This is a genomic window from Pseudomonas sp. PAMC25584 (genome assembly GCF_058135675.1).
In genome coordinates, this window is the sequence record NZ_CM176870.1 from 216,800 (window position 1) to 240,508 (window position 23,709).

Below are 23,709 nucleotides of genomic sequence, written 5' to 3' on the forward strand. Positions count from 1 at the left end.
TATCGGGGCTCTGCGCCGGGCGCCATGGAGCGGTGGCGGGGAACCGGGTTGAAGGTCGCTGATCCGATAAATCTGGCAAATGTGCGGTTTTTGTTCTTTTTTTCGAACATCCTATTGCCCTATACCCCCATTGATCCTAGGATTCGTTTGAGATTTCAAACGCTCTGTCTCCCGTGCGCTATCCACTTGCTTGCACGCTGGGGCTGATTTCCCTGACGGCAGCCCACAAGGCGCCTTTCAAAAACTCTAATTCGCTCCGCGCGCGCGCGGTGCTGTTAAGGAAAGCCGACATGCAGCTTAAAGATGCCCAGTTGTTCCGCCAGCAAGCCTTTATCGATGGGGCTTGGGTCGATGCGGACAACGGTCAGACCATCAAGGTCAACAACCCCGCCACGGGCGAAATTCTCGGCACCGTGCCGAAGATGGGCGCCGCTGAAACCCGCCGCGCTATCGAAGCCGCCGACAAGGCGCTGCCGGCCTGGCGTGCGCTGACCGCCAAGGAGCGCGCCAACAAGCTGCGCCGCTGGTTCGAGCTGATCATCGAGAACCAGGAAGACCTGGCCCGTCTGATGACGCTGGAACAGGGCAAGCCGCTGGCCGAAGCCAAGGGCGAAATTGTCTACGCCGCGTCCTTTATCGAGTGGTTCGCCGAAGAAGCCAAGCGCGTCTACGGTGACGTGATTCCCGGCCACCAGCCGGACAAGCGTCTGATCGTGATCAAGCAACCGATCGGCGTGACCGCCGCCATCACACCGTGGAACTTCCCTGCTGCGATGATCACGCGTAAAGCCGGCCCGGCCCTGGCCGCTGGTTGCACCATGGTGCTCAAGCCAGCATCGCAAACGCCGTTCTCCGCGTTCGCCCTGGCTGAATTGGCCCAGCGTGCCGGCATTCCGAAAGGCGTGTTCAGCGTGGTCTCCGGCAGCGCTGGCGATATCGGCAGCGAGCTGACCAGCAACCCGATCGTGCGTAAATTGTCCTTCACCGGCTCGACCGAAATCGGTCGCCAGTTGATGGCTGAATGCGCCAAGGACATCAAGAAAGTGTCCCTGGAACTGGGCGGCAACGCGCCGTTCATCGTGTTCGACGACGCTGACCTGGATAAGGCCGTCGAAGGCGCGATCATTTCCAAGTACCGCAACAACGGCCAGACCTGCGTCTGCGCCAACCGTCTGTACGTTCAAGACGCGGTGTACGACGCGTTCGCTGAAAAACTCAAAGTGGCGGTGGCCAAACTCAAGATCGGCAACGGTCTGGAAGACGGCACCACTACCGGCCCGCTGATCGACGGCAAAGCTGTGGCCAAGGTCCAGGAGCACATTGCTGATGCCCTGGCCAAAGGCGCTACGCTGCTGGCGGGTGGCAAGGTCATGGAAGGTAACTTCTTCGAGCCGACCATCCTGATCAACGTGCCAAAAAACGCCGCTGTGGCGAAGGAAGAAACCTTCGGCCCGCTGGCGCCGCTGTTCCGTTTCAAGGACGAAGCCGAAGTGATCGCGATGTCCAACGACACCGAGTTCGGTCTGGCGTCCTACTTCTATGCTCGCGACCTGAGCCGTGTGTTCCGTGTGGCCGAAGCCCTGGAATATGGCATGGTCGGCGTCAACACCGGGCTGATCTCCAACGAAGTGGCACCGTTCGGCGGCATCAAGGCTTCGGGCCTGGGCCGTGAGGGTTCCAAGTACGGGATCGAGGATTACCTGGAAATCAAATACCTCTGCCTGGGCATCTAAGCCCGGCAAGGCATTGCTGCAAGCGCAAAGGGCACGAGAGCGCTGACCCTTTGCGCGTTTTACATCGTTATTCGTAGTGGCCGGGAACGCTGTGGCAGTCGATCATCGCATGCTGCCCTAGTTGCCTCCCCGCCACGTATTCCTTGGACCACGCCACCCGATGAGTGGCGAATGAGGACTTTATGAGCAAGACCAACGCTTCTTTGATGAAACGCCGCGAAGCCGCTGTACCACGCGGTGTTGGCCAGATTCACCCGATTTTCGCCGAATCCGCGAAGAACTCCACGGTGACCGACGTTGAAGGTCGCGAGTTCATCGACTTCGCCGGCGGTATCGCCGTGCTGAACACCGGTCACGTACACCCGAAAATCATCGCGGCCGTGACCGAGCAGCTAAACAAGCTGACCCACACCTGCTTCCAGGTACTGGCCTACGAGCCTTACGTGGAACTGTGCGAAAAAATCAACGCCAAGGTCCCAGGTGATTTCGCCAAGAAAACCCTGCTGGTCACCACCGGTTCCGAAGCCGTTGAGAACGCCGTGAAAATCGCCCGCGCCGCCACTGGCCGTGCCGGCATTATCGCGTTCACCGGCGCGTACCACGGTCGCACCATGATGACCCTGGGCCTCACCGGTAAAGTCGTGCCTTACTCGGCCGGCATGGGCCTGATGCCAGGCGGCATCTTCCGCGCGCTGTTCCCGAACGAGCTGCATGGCGTGAGCGACGACGACTCCATCGCCAGCATCGAACGCATCTTCAAAAACGATGCCGAGCCGCGTGATATCGCTGCCATCATCATCGAGCCGGTGCAGGGCGAAGGCGGTTTCTACGTCGCGCCTAAAGCCTTCATGAAGCGCCTGCGCGAACTGTGCGACAAGCACGGCATCCTGCTGATCGCCGACGAAGTGCAAACCGGTGCCGGCCGTACCGGTACGTTCTTCGCCATGGAACAGATGGGCGTGACTGCCGACCTGACCACCTTCGCCAAATCCATCGCCGGCGGTTTCCCGTTGGCCGGTGTGTGCGGCAAGGCCGAATACATGGACGCCATCGCGCCAGGTGGCCTGGGCGGCACCTACGCCGGTAGCCCGATCGCTTGCGCCGCGGCCCTGGCCGTGTTGGAAGTGTTCGAAGAAGAGCACCTGCTGGATCGCTGCAAAGCCGTCGGCGAGCGTCTGGTCACCGGCCTCAAGGCCATCCAGGCCAAGTACCCGGTGATCGGTGACGTGCGTGCCCTGGGCGCGATGATCGCGATCGAGCTGTTCGAAGGTGGCGACAGCCACAAGCCAAACGCCGCTGCCGTCGCCTCCGTGGTGGCCAAGGCGCGTGAGAAGGGCTTGATCCTGCTGTCCTGCGGCCCTTACGGCAACGTGTTGCGCGTACTGGTTCCGCTGACCGCGCCGGATGCGCAGTTGGACAAAGGCTTGGCAATCATCGAAGAGTGCTTCTCCGAGCTGTAAGCACGGGCTGAACCGATCGATAGAAAAAACCCGCTTCGGCGGGTTTTTTTGTGCCCGATACAGCACATTCAACGGCTGTTCGTTGTACGTAGGCCACCGCATTGTCTAAGGTGCAGGCATTGCGGATGGAGCGTGCTGGATGAGTGCTGTTGATTTGCCCGCTGTACCCCGAGTGTTGATTGCCGAGGCAGACCCTTGGTCGCGGGACCTGCTCAAGCAGGTGCTGTTGAATGTTCGCTGTGACGCACGGTTGGATGTGTGTGCCGATGGCCGGCAAGCGGCTACGCTGCTGCGCGACAATGCCTACGACCTGATCATGGCGGATTGGGACCTGCCGGGCATCGATGGCCTGAGCCTGTTGCGCACCGTGCGCCAGCAGCGTCGTTCGCCCGCGCTGCCGTTCATCCTGCTCAGTAGCCGCAATGACAGCGCCAGCGTGCGTGAGGCCTTGCCCCTGGCGCCCACGGCGTATCTGACCAAACCCCTGAACATGGAAGGCCTGACCCAGCGCCTGCAAGACCTGCTGCTCAACGAAGGCGAAAGCGTGTACTGCGAAGTGCCGCGACTGGCGCCGGGCATGACCTTGCCGGTGTTCCTCGAGCGCCGCCGCGATGCCTGCGATGGCGCGCCGCTGTGGGTCGATGTGAAGGCCTCCGTGCAAGACAGCCTCGGGCCGGAGGGCCTGGACCTCAATCGCCTGGAAGACCGGGTGCGCATGGACCCGCAGATCACCGCCGTGCTGATTGCCGCCGCCAACAGCGCGGGCAATCACGGCACGCCGGTGCAGACCCTGTCGGCGGCGCTGCACACGCTGCTGGCCGGGCAAAGCATGAACCTGATCCTCGGCCTGGCCCTCAAGCACAACGTGGTGTTGGGTGATCCGGGCCTGGTGGCGTATGCCGAGCGTCACTGGCAGTTGTCCCAGGACACCGCCGACTTCGCCCGCCGCCTGGCGCGCATGCTGGAGCTGGACCACGAGCGCTGTTACAGCGCGGGCATCCTGCATCGGCTCGGCGACCTGGCTTTATTGCGCTGCCTGGAAGACTGGCGCCAGGGTGGCGGGGCGTTGGATGACGAAGTGATTGGCGAGTCCCTCCACGCCTTGGGTGCCGCTTACGGTTCGTCGTTGCGCACGCGTTGGCGCTTGCCGCTGGAGCTGCGCCAGTTGATCGCGGCGGTCTACTCGCTGGAGGGCGGGGTGTATTCGCGGGAGGCGCTGGTGATGAACCTGGCGGCGCAGATGGCGCGGTTGACCGAGCATGAAGGGCTGGAAGCACTGGCCAGGAGCAAAACCGCGCGCTTGCTCAAGGTGGGGTTGTCGGAGCTGATGAGGTTGCGCAAGGCCAAGAGGGCGATGCAATTCAAATGTGGGAGGGGGCAAGCCCACTCGCACATTTGATCTGTGTTGATCCTCTAGCCAGCAACCACGCGGTTTTTGCCCAGGCGCTTGGCTTCATACATGGCGGCGTCGGCGCGGCCGAACAGGCTGTTCAAGGTCGAGTCTTGCTCGTTGAGGCTGGCCAGCCCCTGGCTGACCGTCACGGTAAACGCATGGCCGTCATAGCTGAAGCTCAACGCCTGGATTTCCTTGCCAAGCCGTTCAGCGACTTGCAGGGCCGTCTCCGGCGCGCAACCGGGGAGTACAGCGGCGAACTCTTCGCCGCCAATCCGCCCGAACAGGTCGCCACGGCGTAATACGCTACGACCGCTCTCGGCGATGCGCCGCAACACTTGATCGCCCTCCAGGTGGCCGTAGGTGTCGTTGACGTCCTTGAAGTCATCGATGTCCAGCAGCAGGAACGCCAGCGGCGCAGCCTGGGCGCAGGCACTGTCGAAGGCCTGGTTGGCGCATTCGAAAAAGTGCCGGCGGTTGCTGCTCTGGGTCAGCACGTCGGTGGTGGCCAGACGGTGCAGCTCCAGCTCCATTTGTTTCTTGTCGGTGATGTCCTCGGCCATGCCGACCACAATCAGCGGTTCACCCGGCTCGACCTGCTGGTTGATATAGCACTTGTCGCTGAGCCAGCGAATCTGCCCGTCGGCCGTGATGATGCGGTACTCGCGGTCTTCCACGGCGCCTTGGTCCAGCACGCGGGCCAGGCTGTGTTCGGCGTAGTCGAGGTCTTCGGGATGAATGCTGTTGCGCCATTCCCGGTGGTCGGCCAGCAGCAGGCCGGCTGAACGGCCGAACACCCGCTCATACGCCGGGCTCACATACAGCACGCGCCGCGACTCCCAGTCGATGGCCCATAGCACCGCACTCACGCTGACCAGCAGTGAACTCAGTAATTGTTCACGCTCACTCAGCCGCTCGACCTCGCCCTGGGCGTGCATCAACGCCAGCAAGTTCGCTGCGGTAGGGGGGCGTGGGGTTTCAGCGGTCGGGGGATCGAGTAGGTGAGTCTTTTTTTGGACCATCGGCACAACTCTCTCTGGGCGCGCCGCAGGGTTCAGCAGCGGTCACAACAAGGGGCCGCCATGATGGCGAAGTGTTGTTTGAGAGGGGTGAATTGCGTCTAAGTTCCGTCATCGGGGGCGATTTTGACGGATTAAGGGGTGTCTGGAGAATGGCGTCAAAAAAGTGATCGCGGGGGGAAGGCAAGCCTTCCCCCGGCGTGTTCACACCGCTGCTGGGCGCAACGAATAAGTCTTCAGTTGGTGGGCAAAATCGCGCAGGGACTGGATGCCGCTGGCCTCGGCCTCATGCACCCACTCCTTGATCGCGGCCAGCATATCGTGGCCGTTGGAGCTGGTTTTGAGCCAGATCTGCTGCAGGGCCAGACGCTTTTCGTAGATCACTTTCAGGGCCTGGCTGTGTTCCAGCATGCTCTGGATACGCAGGTGGTGACGGTCATCCAGCAGGCTGGTTTCCCGCGACAGCAGGCGTTTGGCACGGTGGAACTGGTGGCGCACCGAGTGATCGACCTTCTCCAGTTCCTGCTTGACCAGCGGGCCGATCACCAGCTTGCGGTACTGGGCCATGATCTGGAAACGGTTGTTGAGGATCGCCATGGCGGTGTCCATGTCCAGGTGGCCCTTGCCTTCCACGCGGTGGGCGATCGGCGCGACACGCTGCACCTTGGCCAGGCGCAGGAAGCTGAACAGTTTGATCCACGCCCAGCCGAGGTCGAACTCCCATTTCTTCACCGACAGCTTGGCGGAGTTGGGGTAGGTGTGGTGGTTGTTGTGCAGCTCTTCACCGCCCACAATGATGCCCCACGGCACCAGGTTGGTCGCCGCGTCCCGGCATTCGAAGTTGCGATAGCCCACGGCATGGCCCAGGCCGTTGATCACGCCGGCGGCCCAGAATGGAATCCACATCATCTGGATCGCCCAGATAGTGATACCGATGGTGCCGAACAGCAGAAGGTCGATCACACCCATGATTGCCACACCCAGCAGCGGGTAAGGCGTGTAGAGTTTGCGTTCGATCCAGTCGTCCGGGCAGTTCTTGCCGTAGATGCGCAGTGTCTCGGGGTTCTCCGCTTCGGCGCGATAGAGCTCGGCGCCTTTGCGCAATACGGTAGACAGGCCTTTAATGACGGGACTGTGTGGATCGTCGACGGTTTCGCATTTGGCGTGGTGCTTGCGGTGGATGGCGGTCCACTCGCGGGTGTTCTGCGCCGTGGTCAGCCACAGCCAGAAGCGGAAGAAGTGTTTCAGGCCAGCATTGAGCTCCAGGGAGCGATGGGCTGAATAGCGGTGCAGATAGACGGTGACCCCAATGATGGTCACGTGGGTCATCAACAGGGTGACTGCCACCAGTTGCCAGGCTGACAGGTCAAGAAAACCGTTGTACCACATAGGCTGTATGGCCCTCAGATAAAGAAAAAAACAGCTTACGCATTATCACTAAGCCTACAGAGAAAACCAGCCGACCTTTCAGATAGAAGTGAGCGGATGTTTCTTATTCTATAATCCCTAACCTTTGTAGGGCGAATCTAGCTTTTTAGTAAGGATTATTGGCCATATGTTGTTTTCATACCGAGGGGCCCGGCGCGCAGGGTTGGTATATCTGCTGGTTTCGCTGCTGTGGGTCGTGCTTACTCACCGGGTATTGATCGAGTTTCTCGATAACCCGGACGAGTTAAACCGGTGGCTGCAGCTGCGCGGCTACGTGTGGGTGGCCATCAGCGCCCTGGTGATTTACCTGATTTGTGCGCGCTTTGCACACGTCAACCAACGGCTGCAACCGCTGAAAGAGAGCCGCGAACGCCTGCGCCAGGCCGCTGCCGTGTTCGATTGCACCCGCGAAGGGGTGCTGGTCACCGATGCCCAGGGGCAGATCGTCCATGTAAACCGGGCCTTTATGGCGATCACCGGCTACCGGCGCGAAGATGTCATGGGTGAGCAGCCCAGCCTGTTCAAGTCAGGCCGCCATTCGTCGAGTTTTTATCAACAGATGTTCCAGGCTCTGGAGCAGACCGGCGAGTGGAGCGGCGAAATCTGGAACCGGCGCAAAAGCGGCGAAATTTATCCACAATGGCAAACCATCCGGGTGATTCACGATGACCTGGGCCAGGTCAGCCATTACGTCGCGGTGTTTTCCGATATCAGTGCGATCAAGGATTCCGAGCACGAACTGGCGCACCTCGCTCACCACGATCCGCTGACCGACCTGCCCAACCGTCTGCTGTTCACCGACCGCGCCGAGCAGGCCCTGGCTTCGGCGCAAGTGCATAAACGCGGCTGTGCATTGCTGCTGCTCGACCTGGACCACTTCAAGATCATCAACGACAGCCTTGGCCATAACGTCGGCGACCAATTGCTCAAATTGGTCGGTGAACGCCTGAAAAGCCAGTTCGGCCCCGGCGTGACGCTGGCGCGGCTGGGAGGGGACGAATTCGCGGTGTTGGCGGAAAATTGTCCACAGGTGGTGCAAGCCGCCGCGTTCGCGCAACGCATGCTCGATGCGATGAAACTCCCGTTTGTTTTTGATGGACATCAATTGTTTATCAGCGCGAGCATTGGCATCAGCCTTTTTCCCAGCGACGCGCTGAGCGCCGAACAGTTGTTGCGTAACGCTGATTCCGCGTTGTTCAAGGCCAAGAGCGTCGGCCGTGAAGGCTACGCGTTGTACACCGAAGAGTTGACCGCCCACGCCCAGAACCGCGTGGAGATTGCCAGCGAGCTGCGCCGCGCCCTCGACCAGCAGGAGCTGCGTGTCTACTACCAGCCGGTTCACGACCTGCAAACCAGCCGCCTGATCGGCGTCGAAGCCCTGGTGCGCTGGCAGCACCCGGAGCGCGGCCTGGTGCCGCCGGTCGAGTTCATCCCCATCGCCGAACGCACCGGCCTGATTGCCGATATCGACGCCTGGGTCATGCACCAGGCGTGCGCCCAGATGTGCCAGTGGCTGGCTGACGGCGCGCCGCTGAGCTTTATGGCGATCAACGTGTCCAGCCGCATGTTTGCGCGACGCGAGTTGTATGAGCAAGTCGCCCAGGTGCTGCATGACACCGGCCTGGACCCGGCTTACCTTGAGCTGGAAGTCACCGAAAGCGCAGTGATGGAAGACCCCGAAGTGGCCCTGGAGCAGCTGCACCGCCTGCGCGAGCTTGGCCTGCGCCTGGCCATTGACGATTTTGGCACCGGCTATTCCTCGCTGCTGCGCCTCAAGCGCCTGCCGGTGCAGAAGCTCAAGATCGACCAGGGCTTTGTTGCCGGGTTGCCGTGGGATGAAGACGACGCCGCCATCGTGCGCGTGGTGATCGCCCTGGCGAAAAGCATGGGCATGCAGGTCCAGGCGGAAGGGATTGAACAGGTGGAACAGGCGCGGTTCCTGTTGGATCACGAATGCGGCATGGGGCAGGGGTATTGGTTTGGGCGGCCGATGCCGGCGAGTGAGATCGATTGGGCGCTGGCGCCCGTTATTCGACAGCCCTCCTCGAACGAGACTTGAAACACCGCCAAAATGTGAGTGCGGGCTTGCGCTCTGTGAGGGACTGTCGGACGAAATATTCGCAGCCTGTCGACACCCTCATCGCGAGTAAGCGCGGCTCTCCCAGGGGTCAGCAGCGTCTGTGCGTCTGTATTTTCACCCTCAAAACCTTCGCAACCCCGCGTCCTGCCAGAAAATTCTTTTTGGTTATATAAACATTCTTAAATAGTATTTTTAAGAATATCCGCGCTTATCTACTATCGCCCTCACGCCGCAAGCAGTGCCGCTACTGCGCGGCACTCTTCATTTCAGGAGCGAGACCATGAGCGCATCTCTACGTAGCGTCGACGGCCAGGACGAAGCAGCCATTTTGCGTGAGATCCAGAGCGCGTTGCGCGATCTGCGCTTTGGCGCGGTGGAAATCACTGTGCACAACGCTCAAGTGGTACAGATCGAACGCAAAGAAAAATTCCGCCTGCAGAACCCGGGTAACAAACCGAGCTAAGCAACCACGGCGATTCGCACGCTAGACCCGCAACTATAAGAAAAAGCCAACACCCCAGAATTTCAGGAGCTTTCTATGTCGTCGATTCGCCGTTACGCCCTGGCTGCGTTGGCCAGCGCCGTGTTTGCTGGCTCTGCCGTGGCCAAGGACTACGAGTTGCTCAATGTCTCGTATGACCCGACCCGTGAGCTGTACCAGGACTACAACGCTGAGTTCACCCATTTCTGGAAACAGTCCCACCCCGGCGACACCGTCAAGATCCAGCAATCCCACGGTGGCTCGGGCAAGCAAGGCCGTGCGGTGATCGACGGCCTGCGCGCCGATGTGGTGACCCTGGCGCTGGCCGGTGACATCGACGAAATCGCCAAGTTGGGCAAGACCCTGCCGCAAAACTGGCAGACCCGTCTGCCGGACGCGAGCACCCCGTACACCTCGACCATCGTGTTCCTGGTGCGCAAGGGCAACCCAAAAGGCATCAAGGACTGGGGCGACCTGATCAAGAAAGACGTGTCGGTCATCACCCCGAACCCGAAAACCTCCGGCGGTGCGCGCTGGAACTTCCTCGCCGCCTGGGCCTACGGCCTCAAAGCCGGGGGCAGTGAAGCCAAGGCCCAGGAATACGTGCAAGCGCTGTTCAAGCACGTACCGGTCCTCGACACGGGCGCGCGCGGTTCGACCATCACCTTCGTCAACAACGGTCAGGGTGACGTGCTGCTGGCCTGGGAAAACGAGGCGTTTCTGGCGTTGAAAGAAGACGGCGGCGCCGGCAAGTTCGACATCGTCGTGCCGTCCTTGTCGATCCTCGCCGAACCGCCGGTGGCCGTGGTCGACAAAAACGCCGAGAAAAAGGGCAACACCGAGATCGCCACCGAATACCTCAAGCACCTTTACAGCCCGGCGGGCCAGGAGATTGCGGCGAAGAACTTCTACCGCCCACGCGATGAGAAAATCGCCGCCCAATACGCCCAGCAGTTCCCGAAACTGGACCTGGTGACTATCGACAAAGACTTCGGCGGCTGGAAAACTGCGCAGCCGAAATTCTTCAATGACGGTGGCGTGTTCGACCAGATCTACACGGCGCAGTAAAAACACCGCCCTCTGTAGGAGCGAGCTTGTTCGCGAAGAAGGTCCAGGCACCGCGTGCACCCAGAATGTGCGCGTTATCGTTGACGTTTTTCGCGGGCAAGCCCGCTCCTACAGAGCACGCATTCACCTGCGGGTTTTGTGTGTCAGACCTGCTAACCAAGGACTCTTATGTCGCGTCGTATTTCCCCCGTCATACCCGGCTTCGGGCTGACGCTGGGCTACACCGTGGTGTACCTCAGCCTGATCGTACTCATCCCGCTCGCGGCGATGTTCGTACACGCCGCTCAACTTACCTGGGATCAGTTCTGGAACATCATCACCGCACCGCGTGTGCTGGCGGCATTGAAATTGAGCTTCAGCACCGCGCTGTACGCCGCGCTGATCAATGGCGTGATCGGTACGCTGCTGGCCTGGGTGCTGGTGCGCTACACCTTCCCCGGGCGCAAGATCATCGATGCGATGATCGACCTGCCGTTCGCCCTGCCCACCGCCGTCGCCGGTATCGCGCTGACCGCGCTGTACACGCCGACCGGCCTGGTCGGCCAGTTCGCCGCCGACCTGGGTTTCAAGATCGCCTACAGCCCCTTGGGCATCACCCTGGCGCTGACCTTCGTCACGTTGCCGTTCGTGGTGCGCACGGTGCAGCCGGTCCTCGCCGATATCCCCCGGGAAATCGAAGAAGCCGCCGCCTGCCTGGGCGCCAAGCCGTTGCAGGTGTTCCGCTACATCCTCGTGCCCGCGTTGCTGCCGGCCTGGCTGACCGGCTTCGCCCTGGCGTTTGCGCGTGGCGTCGGTGAGTACGGCTCGGTGATTTTCATCGCCGGCAACATGCCGATGAAGACCGAGATCCTGCCGCTGCTGATCATGGTCAAGCTCGACCAGTACGACTACCACGGCGCCACCTCCATCGGTGTGCTGATGCTGGTGGTTTCCTTCGTGTTGCTGCTGCTGATCAATTTGCTGCAGCGGCGCATCGAACGTCCATAAGGAGGCGCGGAACATGTCCCAATCGTCTATCTCCGCCGCGTCCTCGGCCAACGCCGCCCGGCGTGGCAGTGCGCTGTCGCGGCGCATCCTGATCAGCCTGGGCTGGCTGGTGTTCTTCCTGTTCCTGCTGCTACCGCTGTTTATCGTGGTGTCCCAGGGCTTGAAGAATGGCCTCGGCGCGTTCTTCACCGCGATTCTTGAGCCCGACGCGCTGTCGGCGCTCAAGCTCACGCTGGTCGCCGTGGTGATCTCGGTGCCGCTCAACGTGGTGTTCGGCGTCAGCGCCGCGTGGTGCGTGAGCAAGTACTCGTTCCGTGGCAAGAGCATCCTGGTGACGTTGATCGACCTGCCGTTCTCGGTGTCGCCGGTGATCGCAGGTCTGGTCTATGTACTGATGTTCGGCGCCCAGGGCTTCTTTGGCCCGTGGCTGCAAGACCACGACATCCAGATCGTGTTCGCCTTGCCCGGCATCGTGCTGGCGACCATCTTCGTCACCGTGCCGTTCGTGGCCCGGGAGCTGATCCCGCTGATGCAGGAACAAGGCACCCAGGAAGAAGAAGCCGCGCGGCTGCTCGGCGCCAATGGCTGGCAGATGTTCTGGCACGTCACCGTGCCGAATATCAAATGGGGCCTGATCTACGGCGTGGTGCTGTGTACCGCGCGGGCCATGGGTGAGTTCGGCGCGGTGTCGGTGGTGTCCGGCCACATTCGCGGCGTGACCAACACCTTGCCGCTGCACGTCGAGATTCTCTACAACGAATACAACCACGTTGCCGCGTTTGCGGTAGCGAGCCTGTTGCTGATCCTGGCGCTCTTCATCCTGCTGCTCAAGCAGTGGAGCGAGAACCGTATCAACCGCCTGCGCGCAGCAAGCGGTGAGGAATAATCCATGTCCATTGAAGTCCGTAATGTCAGCAAGAATTTCAACGCCTTCAAGGCCCTGAACAGCATCAATCTGGACATCCAGAGTGGCGAGCTGGTGGCGTTGCTCGGCCCGTCCGGCTGCGGCAAGACCACCTTGCTGCGCATCATTGCCGGCCTGGAAACCCCGGACGAAGGCAGCATCGTGTTCCACGGTGAAGACGTCTCCGGCCACGACGTGCGTGATCGCAACGTCGGTTTTGTGTTCCAGCACTACGCGCTGTTCCGCCACATGACCGTGTTCGACAACGTCGCCTTCGGCCTGCGCATGAAGCCGAAAAACCAGCGCCCGAGCGAAAGCCAGATCGCGGTCAAAGTCCACGAATTGTTGAACATGGTGCAGTTGGACTGGCTGTCGGACCGCTACCCGGAACAACTCTCCGGCGGCCAACGCCAGCGTATCGCCCTGGCTCGCGCCCTGGCGGTGGAGCCCAAAGTACTGCTGCTCGACGAACCGTTCGGCGCCCTCGACGCCAAGGTGCGCAAAGAGCTGCGCCGCTGGCTGGCGCGCCTGCACGAAGACATCAACCTGACCTCGGTGTTCGTGACCCACGACCAGGAAGAGGCGATGGAAGTTGCCGACCGTATCGTGGTGATGAACAAGGGCGTGATCGAGCAGATCGGCTCACCGGGCGACGTCTACGAAAACCCGGCCAGCGATTTCGTCTACCACTTCCTCGGCGACTCCAACCGCCTGCACCTAGGTGAAGACCAGCACGTGCTGTTCCGCCCCCATGAAGTGTCGCTGTCACGTCATGAACTGGAAGACCACCATGCGGCCGAAGTGCGCGATATCCGGCCGCTGGGGGCGACCACGCGGGTGACCTTGAAAGTCGAAGGCCAGAGCGAGCTGATCGAGGCCGAAGTGGTGAAAGACCACGACAGCCTGACTGGCCTGACCCGTGGTGAAACCCTGTTCTTCAAGCCCAAGGTCTGGCAAAAAGCCTAAACCCCGCCACAAACCCAATGTGGGAGGGGCGGTGCGACGATTCGACTTGCCCCCGATTGCAGTGGATCAGTCAACATCTTTAGTGACTGATCCACCGCTATCGGGGGCAAGCCCCCTCCCACATTTAGGCTTCTCTCGGCTTTAGATCGCGGCGAGCGACTGGCCCGGAGCGGTGTTCAATCTGCTCTTTGAGCTCATGCCGCAACCCCAGCAAAAACGCCAACTCCGCCACCACGAACAACGGCCCGACGATCAGCCCCGACACGTCATCCACAAACGCTGGCTTCTTGCCTTCGTAGTAATGCCCGACAAACTGAATCACCCAACCCACCACGAACATACCGACACCGCCGCTGAGCCAGACCGTCGTGCTTTGCGCCGCCAGCACGTGCCCGGCCCATACCGACAAGCCCATCAGCACGCTCATCAGCACGCCCAGCGCGAGTTCCAGGCGCAGGTAGAACCACGCGGCAAGCAACGCGACGATCAGCGCCGGCGACAGCCAGAACCCGGCCAGCGGCCACTCCGGGCGTGAAAGCAACCCGGCGACGGCGAGCACGATCAGCGGGATGCCGATAAAGTGGCTGGCGATATTGCGCGGGTCGCGGTGGTAGGCGGCGTATTGACCGAGGTGGTCGACGAGGCTTTTCATTGTTATTCCTCCTGTAGGATGTTTGATCATGCCTTGTCAGCCTTCGCCTAACTGTCAGCTGGGCGACAATCTTCGGAGTTCTCATGAACGCAGAGCAATGGCGACCCCGGCTGGCTACCGGGCACTGGTTCCGCCACCTGCCCGCCGCTTTTCAGCAGAGTTTGCTGGCCCACGCCCGGCTGCGGCAGCTGACGGCGGGGCAATACCTGTTCAAGCGTGGTGACCCGCCCTGCGGCTTGTATGCGGTGCTCGACGGCACCCTGCGTATCAGCGCGGTAAGCGAGCAGGGCAAGGAGGCGGTGCTGAGCCTGGTGGAGTTGCCCTACTGGTTCGGCGAAATCTGCCTGTTCGACGGCCTGCCACGCACCCACGACGCCTGCGCGGTCGGACCCTGTACGGTGTTGCAGGTGCCCCAGCAGGCATTGCTGAATATTCTCGATGAAACCCCGCAGTACTGGCGCGACTTGGCGTTGTTGATGAGCCAAAAGTTGCGCCTGAGTTTTATCGGCCTCGAACAGCTCAGCCTGATGCCGGCCTCGGTGCGGCTGGCCCATCGCTTGTTGATGATCATTGAGGGGTACGGCGACATCGAGCACTCAAAACGTCGGCTGCAGTTGCCCCAGGAAGACCTGGCGGCGATGTTGAGCCTGTCGCGCCAGACCACCAACGCCTTGCTCAAGGACCTGCAAGCCCAGGGCATCGTGCGCCTGGGTTATGGCGAGATCGAAATCCTCGATGCACAGCGCCTGCGTGAGGCGGCGCATGCCTGAGGGTGTTAGCCTGCAAGCCTGACCAATCGAGGTGTGTTATGCACGTGCTGTTAGTGGAACATGAATCCGAAGAGGCACAGCGGATGGCCCAGGGCTTGAACGAAGCCGGTTATTCGGTGGAAGTCGCGGCCAACGGGATGGTGGCGCAGCGGCTTGTCGAAGGCACCGAGTACGACCTGGTGATTCTGGATGTGATGCTGCCCGGGCAGAATGCCTGGAAGTTGCAGCAGGCGATTCGGCACAAGGGCGAGACGCCGGTATTGTTTCTGACCAGTCCGGGTGGGATCGAAGACCGTCTGCGCGACTTGGAATTGCATGAGGATGATTATTTGCTCAAGCCGTTTGAAGACAAGGCGCTGGTCATGCGGGTGAAAAAGCTACTGCGTCGTGATCGCGGGCGCTGACAGATGTGTGGCCTGGGCTCTCGCGATCGCGGGCAAGCCCGGCTGTTAAATATGGGAGGGGACTTTCCCCCGATGACGGTGGATCAGTTGATGAATGCGCTAGCTGATACACCGCCCCTCTCATAGTTTGATTTTTTAGTTATTAATAAATAGCTTCTTATTCCTTAACGAATATAAACCCCGTCCCTATACTGTTCAGCAACGTTAAACGCTGCAGGAGGGCACACCCATGCACAGCGAATCGATTCGTTACCTGATCGTGCCGGGCTGGCAAGGATCGCCAGAAGATCATTGGCAAACTCATTGGCAGAACAGCCTGCCCAACAGTGCGCGGGTGGAACAGGCCGATTGGCTGACGCCGCGTCGCGAAGACTGGGTGGCCGCGCTGGCCGAGGCGATTGCCGCCGACAGCACCCCGGTGATTCTGATCGCCCATAGCCTGGGCTGCATCACCGTGGCCCATTGGGCCGCCACTGCACCGCTGCAGTTTTTGCGGCAGGTACGTGGGGCGTTGCTGGTGGCGCCGGCGGATGTCGAACGCCCGACCTGTGCCCCCGCCTTGCGCAACTTTGCGCCGATTCCGCGCGACCTGCTGCCGTTTCCCAGCCAGGTGGTCAGTTCCGACAACGACAGTGCCGTCAGCGCCCCCAGGGCCCTGGAGCTGGCGCGCAATTGGGGCGCCGAAGCGGGCATTTTGTCCGGCGCCGGGCATATCAATGTGAAGTCCGGCCACCAGCGCTGGGAGCAGGGTTTCGCGTATCTCTATCGCCTGCAAAGCCGCCTGGAGCATCACGCCCGGCGCACGGCCTGAACATTTTTCAACGCCCCGTCCCTGAGCGGATTGGGGGCGGGAGCCTGCCATGAGTCTGCATGAAACCTTCGGTCAGCCGCTGCTGACCTTCCCCGACGCCGAAAAAAGCCCGCTGAGCATCCGCGCCAAGGCGCTGGTATTCGTCGACCCACGTTCGCGGCAACTGCGCGAAGCACTGGAAAACCTCGCGCCTCGCGCCTTGCCGGTGTTGATTCGCGGCGAGACCGGCAGCGGTAAAGAGTTGCTCGCGCGGCATATTCACCGGGGCAGTGATCGCCCCGGGCTGTTTGTCTCGGTCAATTGCGGCGCGATCAGCCCGACGTATGCCGATGCCGAGCTGTTCGGCTACGCCGCCGGCGCCCACAGTGGCGCGGCGAGCAGTCGGGCCGGCTGGTTTGGCTCGGCCAATGGCGGCACCTTGTACCTGGATGAAATCGGCGACTTGCCGCTGCCGATCCAGGTCAAATTGCTCGCCGCCCTGGAAAACCACGAAGTCACCCGCGTCGGCGCCCATCAGCCGAGCCCGGTGGACGTGCGCCTGGTAGCGGCGACCAGCATTGACCTGGCCCAGGCCGTGGCCGTAGGCAAGTTCCATGAGCGCCTGTTCCATTACCTCAGCGAAGGCCGACTGGACCTGCCGGCCTTGCGCGAGCGGGTCGGCGACATCCTGTCCCTGGCCGAATACTTCCTCGGCATCTACAGCCAGCGCCTGGACCTGCCAGTGCCGCTGATCAGTGACGCGGCCCAGCGTGTGCTGGAACACCATAGCTGGCCGGGCAATACCCGCGAGCTGGAGAACGTCATCCACTTTGCCTTGCTGGTCAGCAGTGGCGACGAGATTTTGCCGGAGCATTTGAACCTGCCGACCGCCGGCTCGCCGCTGGAGCAGGTGCAGCGGATATTCGAAAGCGCCAGTGCGGCCGAGCAGGCAACCTTGCGCAAATTCCTACATGAACAAAATGGAATATCAACGTGAATAAAAGATATTGTTCGGGAATAAAAAATCTAGGTATTGTCGCTCTCACGCCGCGATAGCACTTCGCTGGCACTCCACACCCATACGGTCGTCAGAGACGCCCCGGAATGTCGATAAGGACACTGCATGAAAAAGGTTCTGTTGTTTACCGCATTGGCGGCTGCCCTGACTGCAGGCTTCGCCCAGGCCAACGAAAAACTGGTGGTGGCCGCCACCCCGATCCCGCACGCCGAGATCCTCGAACTGGTCAAGCCGACCCTCGCCAAAGAAGGCGTGGATCTGGAAATCAAAGTCTTCACCGACTACGTACAGCCCAACGTGCAGGTGGCCGAGAAGCGCCTGGACGCTAACTACTTCCAGACCCTGCCGTACCTGGAAAACTTCAACAAGGGCAAGGGCACCAACCTGGTCACCGTGGTGGGTGTACACGTTGAACCCTTCGGCGGTTACTCGAAAAAGATCAAAAACATCTCTGAGCTCAAAGATGGCGCCACCGTGGCCATTCCGAACGAAGGCTCAAACAGCGGCCGTGCCCTGTTGCTGCTGCAGAAGGCCGGTGTGATCACCCTGAAAGACCCGACCAACGCGCTGGCTACGCCAAAAGACATCGCCAGCAATCCGAAACACCTGAAGTTCAAAGAGCTGGAATCGGCCCTGCTGCCACGCGTGCTGGACCAGGTTGACCTGGATCTGATCAACACCAACTACGCCCTGGAAGCCGGCCTCAACCCGGCCAAGGACGCGTTGATCATCGAAGACGCCAAGTCGCCGTATGTGAACTTCCTGGTGGCGCGCCCGGACAACAAGGACAGCGTTGCTATCCAGAAACTGGCCAAGGCCCTGACCAGCCCGGAAGTCAAAGCCTTCATCGAGAAGAAATACAACGGCGCGGTCGTGCCGGCGTTCTGATCGAGCAGTAAAACCCTTCAAGGTTTAAACGCCGACGGCTCACACAGCGTCGGCGTTTTTTTAGGGTTGGAATTTGGAATACGCTCAAAACGGTGGGAGGGGGCTTGCCCCCGATAGCAGGGGTTCAGTCAATGCATCGGTGACTGTCATACCGCCATCGGGGGCAAGCCCCCTCCCACATTTGATTTTCATCTCACAGTGGATTTTTCAGGGTTTCATAGCGCTCGGGTGTTGATCGCCCTTCGCAACGCCACCAGCCACTTCACCAGCTTCTGCGGATCAATCGGTTTTGCTTTGTTCATTGTTCACTCCCTCGAATCACAGACCCCACAACCATAGCTGCCACTCGCCGAACCCGCGAATCCGGCGGTCATCTTTTACTGTGCCTGTTCTACCGCTATCGGGAGTCAGTCGAGTCGTCCTGATGGCGGGCCTCGGGTGAGGCCCGCTTTAGCTATCTAAACTCCAGCAAAATGGCTACTACTATCATCCAGGTAAAACCAGTGGCCATTACCATCAAATTGATGACTAAATGCCGTTTTAGGTGAGGTGGGAAGTGTTCAAGGTCAGCAGGGTTTACCTCTCCAATAATGATGGACGCCCTTGACCACACGACCATTCCGGCAATCTTTGATATTTCCAAGAGAGACCAGATCAATCCCCGTCTCCCCAGGCTTGGCCCCCAAAGATAAATGTAACGGCTGTTCTTCAAGGCTTCCTTTATATCATCAAGGTGGCAGCGGCTTAGGTACAGACTGTGTGCAATACCGGCAATTGCGAGCAGACCGGGCACCCCTATAAAAATGATCGCAACCCAGGGATTCCAATTATCGATACTGGTCAAGGTTGTGTGGCCTCGTAGATTTTCCCACCTATATATTCTCCACCCATACCACCGACAGTCGTACCTACCCATGCGCCAGTTCCCACTATGGCAGCGACGCAGACGACGCCTCCGATACCTCCTGTAGCTACACCGATTGCTAAGCAGATCGAACCGCTTGCAGAACTAGCCAAAGCGCCACCTGCAACACCGAGGGCAGTAGAAAATCCGAACTTTCCTCCTTCAGTAAACTTGATCTTCTCGCAAGCCGCGTCAGAACCGCCTTTACACACCTGCTGAATAGCCAGCAACGAGGACACGCCACCAATACCAATGGCGATATAGCCCCCCGTCTTCATATATTTGGCTGCACGACTGACCGCCTCTACATGGGCGGAATACCCCGGAATCTTCCCCGCCGCACCGGCCTTGTCCCAATGATGTACCAGGCTCCGACTGGATATTCCGAGTGCCGTCTTCAACTTGGGATGATCGCCCAAGGTTGTCTGGCCGCGCAGACGAGTGGAGTTCAGAAGGTGAGCATCCAACTGCGCGAGCAGGCGCTGGCGTTCGGCGAAGAACTGTGGCGATTTGAGGTGGCCGTGCTGGCGATAGGTTTCCTGGTGCAAACGTTCGATGGCTTGGAGGGTGTCGCGCAGATTGGCCAGGTGCTTTTCCATCACCACCGCGCTGACGCCTAGCCAGGTTGAGGTATGGCCGATAAAACCGGCGATTTCTGCGCCGTGTCGATATAGAAAGTCGGCCTCGTCTGGCGTCAAGGGATCGAGGGAGGCGTCGACCTGTTGAGCGGCCTGCATCAGATGCGCTTCCTGGTAGGTACAAGAGGTGTTGTTCGGATCGCTCAGCACGATCATGGAACCGGCTTTAACTTCGCTCAGATTAGGGTTGAGCGCCTGAAACTTGCGCATCACGGCCGTGTTGCGGGTGGAGAAAAGCGTGGCCTCCAGTGCTTCGCGAGTCATGCTTTTTGGCACCACATAGAAGCCTGGTTCCTGGGCCTCTACGCTGTTGAATGCCACGGGTGCCGGATGGCTTGAAGGCGTGAAACTTGATGGGGGCGGCGTTTGCGGGCGGCTGGTGACGGGGGGTGGGGCCGGTTCAGCGGCTTGCCTGGCCGCTTGTGGTGCGACGCCTTCATTGCCGTAGGTTGCCGTGAACACGGAGGGGAGCAACTGCGCTTGGCATGGGCAACTGCTGAAACTATCCAGCGTGCCGGCCACACGCTTGCCATGACTTACTATGTGCGATACGCCACCGACTATCGTATAAGTTTGCCCATTTTTTCCACACGTGACGTCGCCGCCTTCACGAGCATGAAGCAGGCCGAATATGTTAACTCTCGGATCACCATCCAGAACTATCCCGCCGCAGGTCGTTTTATCACCCCGGCCAATGAAATAACCTTCAGTCATTGTTCTTCTCCATTAGAGACGGCCGCGTAAAAAGGTGTGGCCGTTAGTTAGCTGTCCGTTTAAAAATTATCCAATGGCGGTACGCTAAGTAATCATCAGGTGGTGTTACGTCTTCTGGTTAAACACTCAAACAGAGGGCAAAAAATCTTCAGCCATCGGCACACCCTCACGCGCTATGAGTAACGTATGGTTTTGGGGTGTATTGATGATTTGGTCACCATTACTGAGCAGGCTACCCACCAGCGCAATATGGCTATTACCTTCTCCGGCGGCCGTTACAATTTGTGCCTGAGTGCCATCGGCGTACACGACGTAATCGCCTTTCTGCGCGGCACGTACTTGTTGACCGTTATCCAACTTGAATTGCATCGGCGAAGTTGCGTGTTGAATGACTCAGCCGTTGCCGGTTTGGCTGCCTTGCGCTGCGATGCGGTAAATAGCGATAGGCGGATGAGCTTTGATGTGCTCCTGCCGCTGCTTGACTATCGCTAACACGTGTTCGTTGCAGGTATCCGGTGTTCTCTCTGCCAATCTTGATTTGTCTAAATTGCTTAGGAACTCTGATGAAACTTCATTGGTGTACAACGGCGACGATACTACATTCATTTTTATTATCCTGATCCGTGGGTTTAGTGCGCTGCTTTCCTTTGTCACTGCAGTTGGAATGATGTGTCTGGTGTCTATCAGACGGTGACAGTGGTCAGCGTGTGTTTATTACTCCGCTAACGTGATGATGTGGAAGTTGAAAGTAAAGTCAGACGTTTCCGAAAACAGAGTCGTAAGAGTCTGAGTAGGTAGTGGTATTTTTATAAGGAGGGAGAGTGATTTCGCGTATAGGCGGCAATTACGTTGGAGCTGCATGGTTAGTGTCTATTCTCTGCGCAATCTGCGAAGTTCACGGCGCCGATGGTTTTGGCTGAGAGTGCTCCAACTGATCCATCGCTATCGGGGGCAAGCCCCCTCCCACATTTGGAATGTATTGTCAGGCGGCTATTCAGGTTTTGCGCCAGACGCTGGCCAACCAGGGCTGTTGCTCGCGAGGTAGTCCGGCTGGGCGGTAGTAGTGCTCCAGTTCCACAAAACCGGCGGTTGTCAGCAACGATTGCCACGCCTCCACGTCGTGATAGGAACCATACCGCGGCCCATTCCAGCCTTCCCGGTTGTCACCGCGTGGATTGGAGCTGAACAACACCCCGCCCGGTTTCAGCGCGCCCTGCAACTGCTTGAGCACGCGTGGCAGTTCCTGCTTGGGGATATGAAACAGCACCGCATTGGCAAAGATCCCATCGAAGCGTTCGCTGGGTAGATCCAGCTTCAAGAAGTCCTGCTGCAGCACCTCGCAGCCGCTGTCTTCGCGCGCCATCTGCGCAAAGCGCTCGGAGCCGTCGAGCCCCACGGCGATATGGCCCATGCGCGTAAAGGTCTGCAAATCCCGCCCCGGCCCGCAGCCGAAGTCCAGCACGGTAAACGGTGGCACGCCCTGGAGATGCCGCAGCAGCGCCTCGATGTTCTGGCTCACATCGTGATCGCGGGTGCCTTCACGGAAGTCCTCGGCCACGCTGTTGTAGTGGCCGAGGGTGGTGGCAGTGATCTGGTTGAGGTCGTCGGGCTTGAGAGTCATGACGGGGAATACCGGGCGCTGAGATGGCCCGACTATACCTCACCGCTTGTTCAGCCCCCGCGCCAACCGATCCCCACCCAACTGAATCACCGCCACCAGCACCACCAACAGCACAATCACCGTCAGCATGATCTGCGTATCAAAGCGCTGATAGCCGTAGCGGTAAGCGATATCCCCCAACCCGCCCGCACCGATCGCCCCGGCCATCGCCGAGGAGTTGATCATGGTCACCAGGGTGATGGTGAACCCGCCGACGATCCCCGGCAGCGCTTCGGGCAGCAGCACATGCCAGATGATGTGCCAGCGCCGACAGCCCATGGCTTGCGCGGCTTCGATCAAGCCGTGGTCGACTTCGCGCAGGCTGACTTCGGCGATGCGCGCAAAGAATGGCGTGGCGGCGATGGTCAGCGGCACCACCGCCGCCCACACGCCGTAGGTGGTGCCGACGATCAGCCGGGTGAACGGGATGAGCGCCACCATCAGGATCAGAAACGGAATCGAGCGGAACAGATTGACGAACGCTCCCAGCGCCCGGTTCAGCGCCGGAGCCTGATAGATGCCGCCCTTGTCGCTGGTGACCAGGAACACCGCCAGCGGAATCCCCACCAGCAACGCGATCAGCGACGACACACCGACCATCAACAGCGTGTCGATGGCGCCCTGCACTAAACGATCAAACCACATAACCCAGCACCTCCACGTGTTGTGCCCAATTCCCGGCACGGCTGCGCAGTGTGTCGGCCTCATGCGGCGAGCCGTTCACCGCCAGCAGCAATTGCCCCAGGGCATGCCCCTGAATCCGTTCCACGCCGCCTTGCAGCAGGCGCACGCGCCCGCCGAGGGCGCCGAACAGCGCGGCCAGGTCGGGCTCATCGGTGGCGCTGCCGGTGAACTGCAAACGCAGGACCAGCGCTGCGTCAGCCGAGGCCGGCGTGGCTTGCAAACGGTTTTGCAGTTCTTCCGGCAGGCCGTGTTGCAGCGGCGCCAGCAGGGTTTTGCTGACCGCGTGCTGCGGGTCGCCAAACACCTGCCACACCGGGCCTTGCTCGACGATGCGCCCGTGTTCGAGCACCACCACGCGGTCGCAGATCTCGCGAATCACCGCCATTTCATGGGTGATCAACACGATGGTCAGGCCTAGGCGCTGGTTGATTTCGCGCAGCAGGCCGAGGATCGATTGGGTGGTCTCCGGGTCGAGGGCCGAGGTGGCCTCGTCGCACAGCAGAATCTCCGGGTCGTGGACCAGCGAACGGGCAATGCCCACGCGCTGTTTCTGCCCGCCGGAGAGTTGCGCCGGGTAGGCCTTGTGCTTGTCCTGGAGGCCCACCAGTTCTAGCAGTTCACGCACCTTCTGCTCGCGCTGCAACTTGGGGATGCCGGCAACTTTGAGCGGCAACTCGACGTTCTGCCACACGGTCTTGGCCGACATCAGGTTGAAGTGCTGGAAGATCATGCCGATGCGCCGCCGTAGCGCCACCAGGCGGTCTTCGTCGAACTCGCCGATGTCGACCTGATCGATCAGCACGCGCCCGCTGCTGGGCTGTTCCAGGCGGTTGATGGTGCGGATCAGCGACGACTTGCCGGCGCCGCTGCGGCCGATGATGCCGAACACTTCGCCGCGCTGGATCGCCAGGTCGATGCCTTGCAGGGCATGCACGCTACCGTCGTAGGTCTTGCCCAGGTTGATAAAGCGCACGTGGGCGCGGTTAAGGTGCGGATGCAGTTCAGTCTGCTCGGCGGTCCTGGGCGCGGTGCCCTGGTCGCGCTGTTGGGCGTTGGCGGCCGTCATGT

24 protein-coding genes are annotated in these 23,709 nt (G+C 60.3%); 14 read left to right on the forward strand and 10 right to left on the reverse strand.

The window, feature by feature from the left end:
- Window positions 1-290: 290 nt before the first annotated feature.
- The 3 genes from gabD (at window position 291) to ACS5Q8_RS01020 (ending at window position 4,592) form a co-directional block, all read left to right on the forward strand.
- The gene (gabD, locus tag ACS5Q8_RS01010) at window positions 291-1,733 is read left to right on the forward strand and encodes an NADP-dependent succinate-semialdehyde dehydrogenase (RefSeq protein ID WP_247400181.1); all 1,443 of its coding nucleotides are present in this window, start codon (window positions 291-293) and stop codon (window positions 1,731-1,733) included.
- Between the two features lie 182 nt (window positions 1,734-1,915).
- Window positions 1,916-3,193 carry a 4-aminobutyrate--2-oxoglutarate transaminase gene (gene gabT, locus ACS5Q8_RS01015; RefSeq protein ID WP_247400183.1) on the forward strand — a complete coding sequence of 426 codons (1,278 nt, stop codon included), beginning with the start codon at window positions 1,916-1,918 and terminating at the stop codon, window positions 3,191-3,193.
- A gap of 139 nt (window positions 3,194-3,332) precedes the next feature.
- Entirely contained in the window at window positions 3,333-4,592 is a 1,260-nt protein-coding gene (locus ACS5Q8_RS01020; protein ID WP_465159755.1) for an HDOD domain-containing protein, read from the forward strand.
- A 14-nt stretch (window positions 4,593-4,606) separates the two neighbouring features.
- Here the strand turns inward: ACS5Q8_RS01020 and ACS5Q8_RS01025 are convergent, their stop codons facing one another.
- Window positions 4,607-5,608: a GGDEF domain-containing protein gene (locus ACS5Q8_RS01025; protein ID WP_276195773.1), complete on the reverse strand. Its 1,002-nt coding sequence runs from the start codon at window positions 5,606-5,608 to the stop codon at window positions 4,607-4,609.
- Window positions 5,609-5,809: 201 nt separating this feature from the next.
- On the reverse strand, window positions 5,810-6,994 hold the full coding sequence (gene desA, locus ACS5Q8_RS01030) for a delta-9 fatty acid desaturase DesA (RefSeq protein ID WP_276195775.1): 1,185 nt from the start codon (window positions 6,992-6,994) through the stop codon (window positions 5,810-5,812).
- A 166-nt stretch (window positions 6,995-7,160) separates the two neighbouring features.
- Between desA and dibA the strand changes: the two genes are divergently transcribed.
- The 6 genes from dibA (at window position 7,161) to ACS5Q8_RS01060 (ending at window position 13,519) form a co-directional block, all read left to right on the forward strand.
- A complete protein-coding gene (gene dibA / locus ACS5Q8_RS01035) occupies window positions 7,161-9,092 on the forward strand; it encodes a phosphodiesterase DibA (protein ID WP_465159756.1) in 1,932 nt (643 codons plus the stop codon).
- A gap of 301 nt (window positions 9,093-9,393) precedes the next feature.
- Window positions 9,394-9,576: a sulfur starvation response protein OscA gene (gene oscA / locus ACS5Q8_RS01040; RefSeq protein WP_003170956.1), complete on the forward strand. Its 183-nt coding sequence runs from the start codon at window positions 9,394-9,396 to the stop codon at window positions 9,574-9,576.
- A 75-nt stretch (window positions 9,577-9,651) separates the two neighbouring features.
- Window positions 9,652-10,662, forward strand: a complete 1,011-nt coding sequence (locus tag ACS5Q8_RS01045) for a sulfate ABC transporter substrate-binding protein (RefSeq protein WP_276195792.1) — start codon at window positions 9,652-9,654, stop codon at window positions 10,660-10,662.
- Window positions 10,663-10,830: 168 nt separating this feature from the next.
- The gene (cysT, locus tag ACS5Q8_RS01050) at window positions 10,831-11,649 is read left to right on the forward strand and encodes a sulfate ABC transporter permease subunit CysT (protein ID WP_443695531.1); all 819 of its coding nucleotides are present in this window, start codon (window positions 10,831-10,833) and stop codon (window positions 11,647-11,649) included.
- 13 nt (window positions 11,650-11,662) lie between these two features.
- Window positions 11,663-12,535, forward strand: a complete 873-nt coding sequence (cysW, locus tag ACS5Q8_RS01055; RefSeq protein WP_426101793.1) for a sulfate ABC transporter permease subunit CysW — start codon at window positions 11,663-11,665, stop codon at window positions 12,533-12,535.
- A gap of 3 nt (window positions 12,536-12,538) precedes the next feature.
- Entirely contained in the window at window positions 12,539-13,519 is a 981-nt protein-coding gene (locus tag ACS5Q8_RS01060; RefSeq protein ID WP_276195795.1) for a sulfate/molybdate ABC transporter ATP-binding protein, read from the forward strand.
- A gap of 124 nt (window positions 13,520-13,643) precedes the next feature.
- Here ACS5Q8_RS01060 and ACS5Q8_RS01065 read toward each other — a convergent pair whose 3' ends face one another.
- Complete coding sequence (locus ACS5Q8_RS01065; protein WP_276195796.1) at window positions 13,644-14,171, reverse strand: Mpo1 family 2-hydroxy fatty acid dioxygenase; 528 nt, start codon at window positions 14,169-14,171, stop codon at window positions 13,644-13,646.
- An 83-nt stretch (window positions 14,172-14,254) separates the two neighbouring features.
- Here ACS5Q8_RS01065 and ACS5Q8_RS01070 point away from each other — a divergent pair, with 83 nt between their 5' ends.
- From ACS5Q8_RS01070 to ACS5Q8_RS01090, 5 genes are all read left to right on the forward strand, one after another.
- Window positions 14,255-14,941: a Crp/Fnr family transcriptional regulator gene (locus ACS5Q8_RS01070; RefSeq protein WP_443695535.1), complete on the forward strand. Its 687-nt coding sequence runs from the start codon at window positions 14,255-14,257 to the stop codon at window positions 14,939-14,941.
- A 38-nt stretch (window positions 14,942-14,979) separates the two neighbouring features.
- On the forward strand, window positions 14,980-15,345 hold the full coding sequence (locus ACS5Q8_RS01075) for a response regulator (RefSeq protein WP_247395715.1): 366 nt from the start codon (window positions 14,980-14,982) through the stop codon (window positions 15,343-15,345).
- Between the two features lie 229 nt (window positions 15,346-15,574).
- Window positions 15,575-16,156: an alpha/beta hydrolase gene (locus ACS5Q8_RS01080; protein ID WP_276195798.1), complete on the forward strand. Its 582-nt coding sequence runs from the start codon at window positions 15,575-15,577 to the stop codon at window positions 16,154-16,156.
- Between the two features lie 49 nt (window positions 16,157-16,205).
- A complete protein-coding gene (locus ACS5Q8_RS01085) occupies window positions 16,206-17,132 on the forward strand; it encodes a sigma 54-interacting transcriptional regulator (RefSeq protein WP_443695538.1) in 927 nt (308 codons plus the stop codon).
- 126 nt (window positions 17,133-17,258) lie between these two features.
- On the forward strand, window positions 17,259-18,041 hold the full coding sequence (locus tag ACS5Q8_RS01090; protein ID WP_276195799.1) for a MetQ/NlpA family ABC transporter substrate-binding protein: 783 nt from the start codon (window positions 17,259-17,261) through the stop codon (window positions 18,039-18,041).
- 454 nt (window positions 18,042-18,495) lie between these two features.
- Here ACS5Q8_RS01090 and ACS5Q8_RS01095 read toward each other — a convergent pair whose 3' ends face one another.
- From ACS5Q8_RS01095 to ACS5Q8_RS01125, 7 genes are all read right to left on the reverse strand, one after another.
- Window positions 18,496-18,885, reverse strand: coding sequence for a hypothetical protein (locus tag ACS5Q8_RS01095; protein ID WP_276195800.1), 390 nt, complete (start codon window positions 18,883-18,885; stop codon window positions 18,496-18,498).
- Window positions 18,882-20,297 (reverse strand): PAAR domain-containing protein, encoded by a 1,416-nt coding sequence (locus ACS5Q8_RS01100; protein ID WP_247395710.1) that lies wholly within the window; start codon window positions 20,295-20,297, stop codon window positions 18,882-18,884. The genes ACS5Q8_RS01095 and ACS5Q8_RS01100 overlap by 4 nt, the downstream gene beginning before the upstream one ends.
- A 126-nt stretch (window positions 20,298-20,423) precedes the next feature.
- Window positions 20,424-20,666, reverse strand: a complete 243-nt coding sequence (locus tag ACS5Q8_RS01105; protein ID WP_276195801.1) for a hypothetical protein — start codon at window positions 20,664-20,666, stop codon at window positions 20,424-20,426.
- Window positions 20,667-20,690: 24 nt separating this feature from the next.
- Window positions 20,691-20,903: a hypothetical protein gene (locus tag ACS5Q8_RS01110; protein WP_276195802.1), complete on the reverse strand. Its 213-nt coding sequence runs from the start codon at window positions 20,901-20,903 to the stop codon at window positions 20,691-20,693.
- Between the two features lie 388 nt (window positions 20,904-21,291).
- Complete coding sequence (locus tag ACS5Q8_RS01115) at window positions 21,292-21,918, reverse strand: class I SAM-dependent methyltransferase (protein WP_443695540.1); 627 nt, start codon at window positions 21,916-21,918, stop codon at window positions 21,292-21,294.
- A gap of 39 nt (window positions 21,919-21,957) precedes the next feature.
- Entirely contained in the window at window positions 21,958-22,602 is a 645-nt protein-coding gene (locus ACS5Q8_RS01120) for a methionine ABC transporter permease (protein WP_247395707.1), read from the reverse strand.
- Entirely contained in the window at window positions 22,592-23,707 is a 1,116-nt protein-coding gene (locus ACS5Q8_RS01125; RefSeq protein ID WP_465159757.1) for a methionine ABC transporter ATP-binding protein, read from the reverse strand. Before ACS5Q8_RS01125 ends, ACS5Q8_RS01120 begins: the two co-directional genes overlap by 11 nt.
- Between the last annotated feature and the right edge of the window lie 2 nt (window positions 23,708-23,709).

Excerpts from the sequence above, each read along its gene's own strand:
- gabD (WP_247400181.1), top strand. The coding sequence starts at position 291 with ATGCAGCTTAAAGATGCCCAGTTGTTCCGCCAGCAAGCCTTTATCGAT.
- gabT (WP_247400183.1), top strand. The coding sequence starts at position 1,916 with ATGAGCAAGACCAACGCTTCTTTGATGAAACGCCGCGAAGCCGCTGTA.
- ACS5Q8_RS01020 (WP_465159755.1), top strand. The coding sequence starts at position 3,333 with ATGAGTGCTGTTGATTTGCCCGCTGTACCCCGAGTGTTGATTGCCGAG.
- ACS5Q8_RS01025 (WP_276195773.1), bottom strand. The coding sequence starts at position 5,608 with ATGGTCCAAAAAAAGACTCACCTACTCGATCCCCCGACCGCTGAAACC.
- desA (WP_276195775.1), bottom strand. The coding sequence starts at position 6,994 with ATGTGGTACAACGGTTTTCTTGACCTGTCAGCCTGGCAACTGGTGGCA.
- dibA (WP_465159756.1), top strand. The coding sequence starts at position 7,161 with ATGTTGTTTTCATACCGAGGGGCCCGGCGCGCAGGGTTGGTATATCTG.
- oscA (WP_003170956.1), top strand. The coding sequence starts at position 9,394 with ATGAGCGCATCTCTACGTAGCGTCGACGGCCAGGACGAAGCAGCCATT.
- ACS5Q8_RS01045 (WP_276195792.1), top strand. The coding sequence starts at position 9,652 with ATGTCGTCGATTCGCCGTTACGCCCTGGCTGCGTTGGCCAGCGCCGTG.
- cysT (WP_443695531.1), top strand. The coding sequence starts at position 10,831 with ATGTCGCGTCGTATTTCCCCCGTCATACCCGGCTTCGGGCTGACGCTG.
- cysW (WP_426101793.1), top strand. The coding sequence starts at position 11,663 with ATGTCCCAATCGTCTATCTCCGCCGCGTCCTCGGCCAACGCCGCCCGG.
- ACS5Q8_RS01060 (WP_276195795.1), top strand. The coding sequence starts at position 12,539 with ATGTCCATTGAAGTCCGTAATGTCAGCAAGAATTTCAACGCCTTCAAG.
- ACS5Q8_RS01065 (WP_276195796.1), bottom strand. The coding sequence starts at position 14,171 with ATGAAAAGCCTCGTCGACCACCTCGGTCAATACGCCGCCTACCACCGC.
- ACS5Q8_RS01070 (WP_443695535.1), top strand. The coding sequence starts at position 14,255 with ATGAACGCAGAGCAATGGCGACCCCGGCTGGCTACCGGGCACTGGTTC.
- ACS5Q8_RS01075 (WP_247395715.1), top strand. The coding sequence starts at position 14,980 with ATGCACGTGCTGTTAGTGGAACATGAATCCGAAGAGGCACAGCGGATG.
- ACS5Q8_RS01080 (WP_276195798.1), top strand. The coding sequence starts at position 15,575 with ATGCACAGCGAATCGATTCGTTACCTGATCGTGCCGGGCTGGCAAGGA.
- ACS5Q8_RS01085 (WP_443695538.1), top strand. The coding sequence starts at position 16,206 with ATGAGTCTGCATGAAACCTTCGGTCAGCCGCTGCTGACCTTCCCCGAC.
- ACS5Q8_RS01090 (WP_276195799.1), top strand. The coding sequence starts at position 17,259 with ATGAAAAAGGTTCTGTTGTTTACCGCATTGGCGGCTGCCCTGACTGCA.
- ACS5Q8_RS01100 (WP_247395710.1), bottom strand. The coding sequence starts at position 20,297 with ATGACTGAAGGTTATTTCATTGGCCGGGGTGATAAAACGACCTGCGGC.
- ACS5Q8_RS01105 (WP_276195801.1), bottom strand. The coding sequence starts at position 20,666 with ATGCAATTCAAGTTGGATAACGGTCAACAAGTACGTGCCGCGCAGAAA.
- ACS5Q8_RS01110 (WP_276195802.1), bottom strand. The coding sequence starts at position 20,903 with ATGAATGTAGTATCGTCGCCGTTGTACACCAATGAAGTTTCATCAGAG.
- ACS5Q8_RS01115 (WP_443695540.1), bottom strand. The coding sequence starts at position 21,918 with ATGACTCTCAAGCCCGACGACCTCAACCAGATCACTGCCACCACCCTC.
- ACS5Q8_RS01120 (WP_247395707.1), bottom strand. The coding sequence starts at position 22,602 with ATGTGGTTTGATCGTTTAGTGCAGGGCGCCATCGACACGCTGTTGATG.
- ACS5Q8_RS01125 (WP_465159757.1), bottom strand. The coding sequence starts at position 23,707 with ATGACGGCCGCCAACGCCCAACAGCGCGACCAGGGCACCGCGCCCAGG.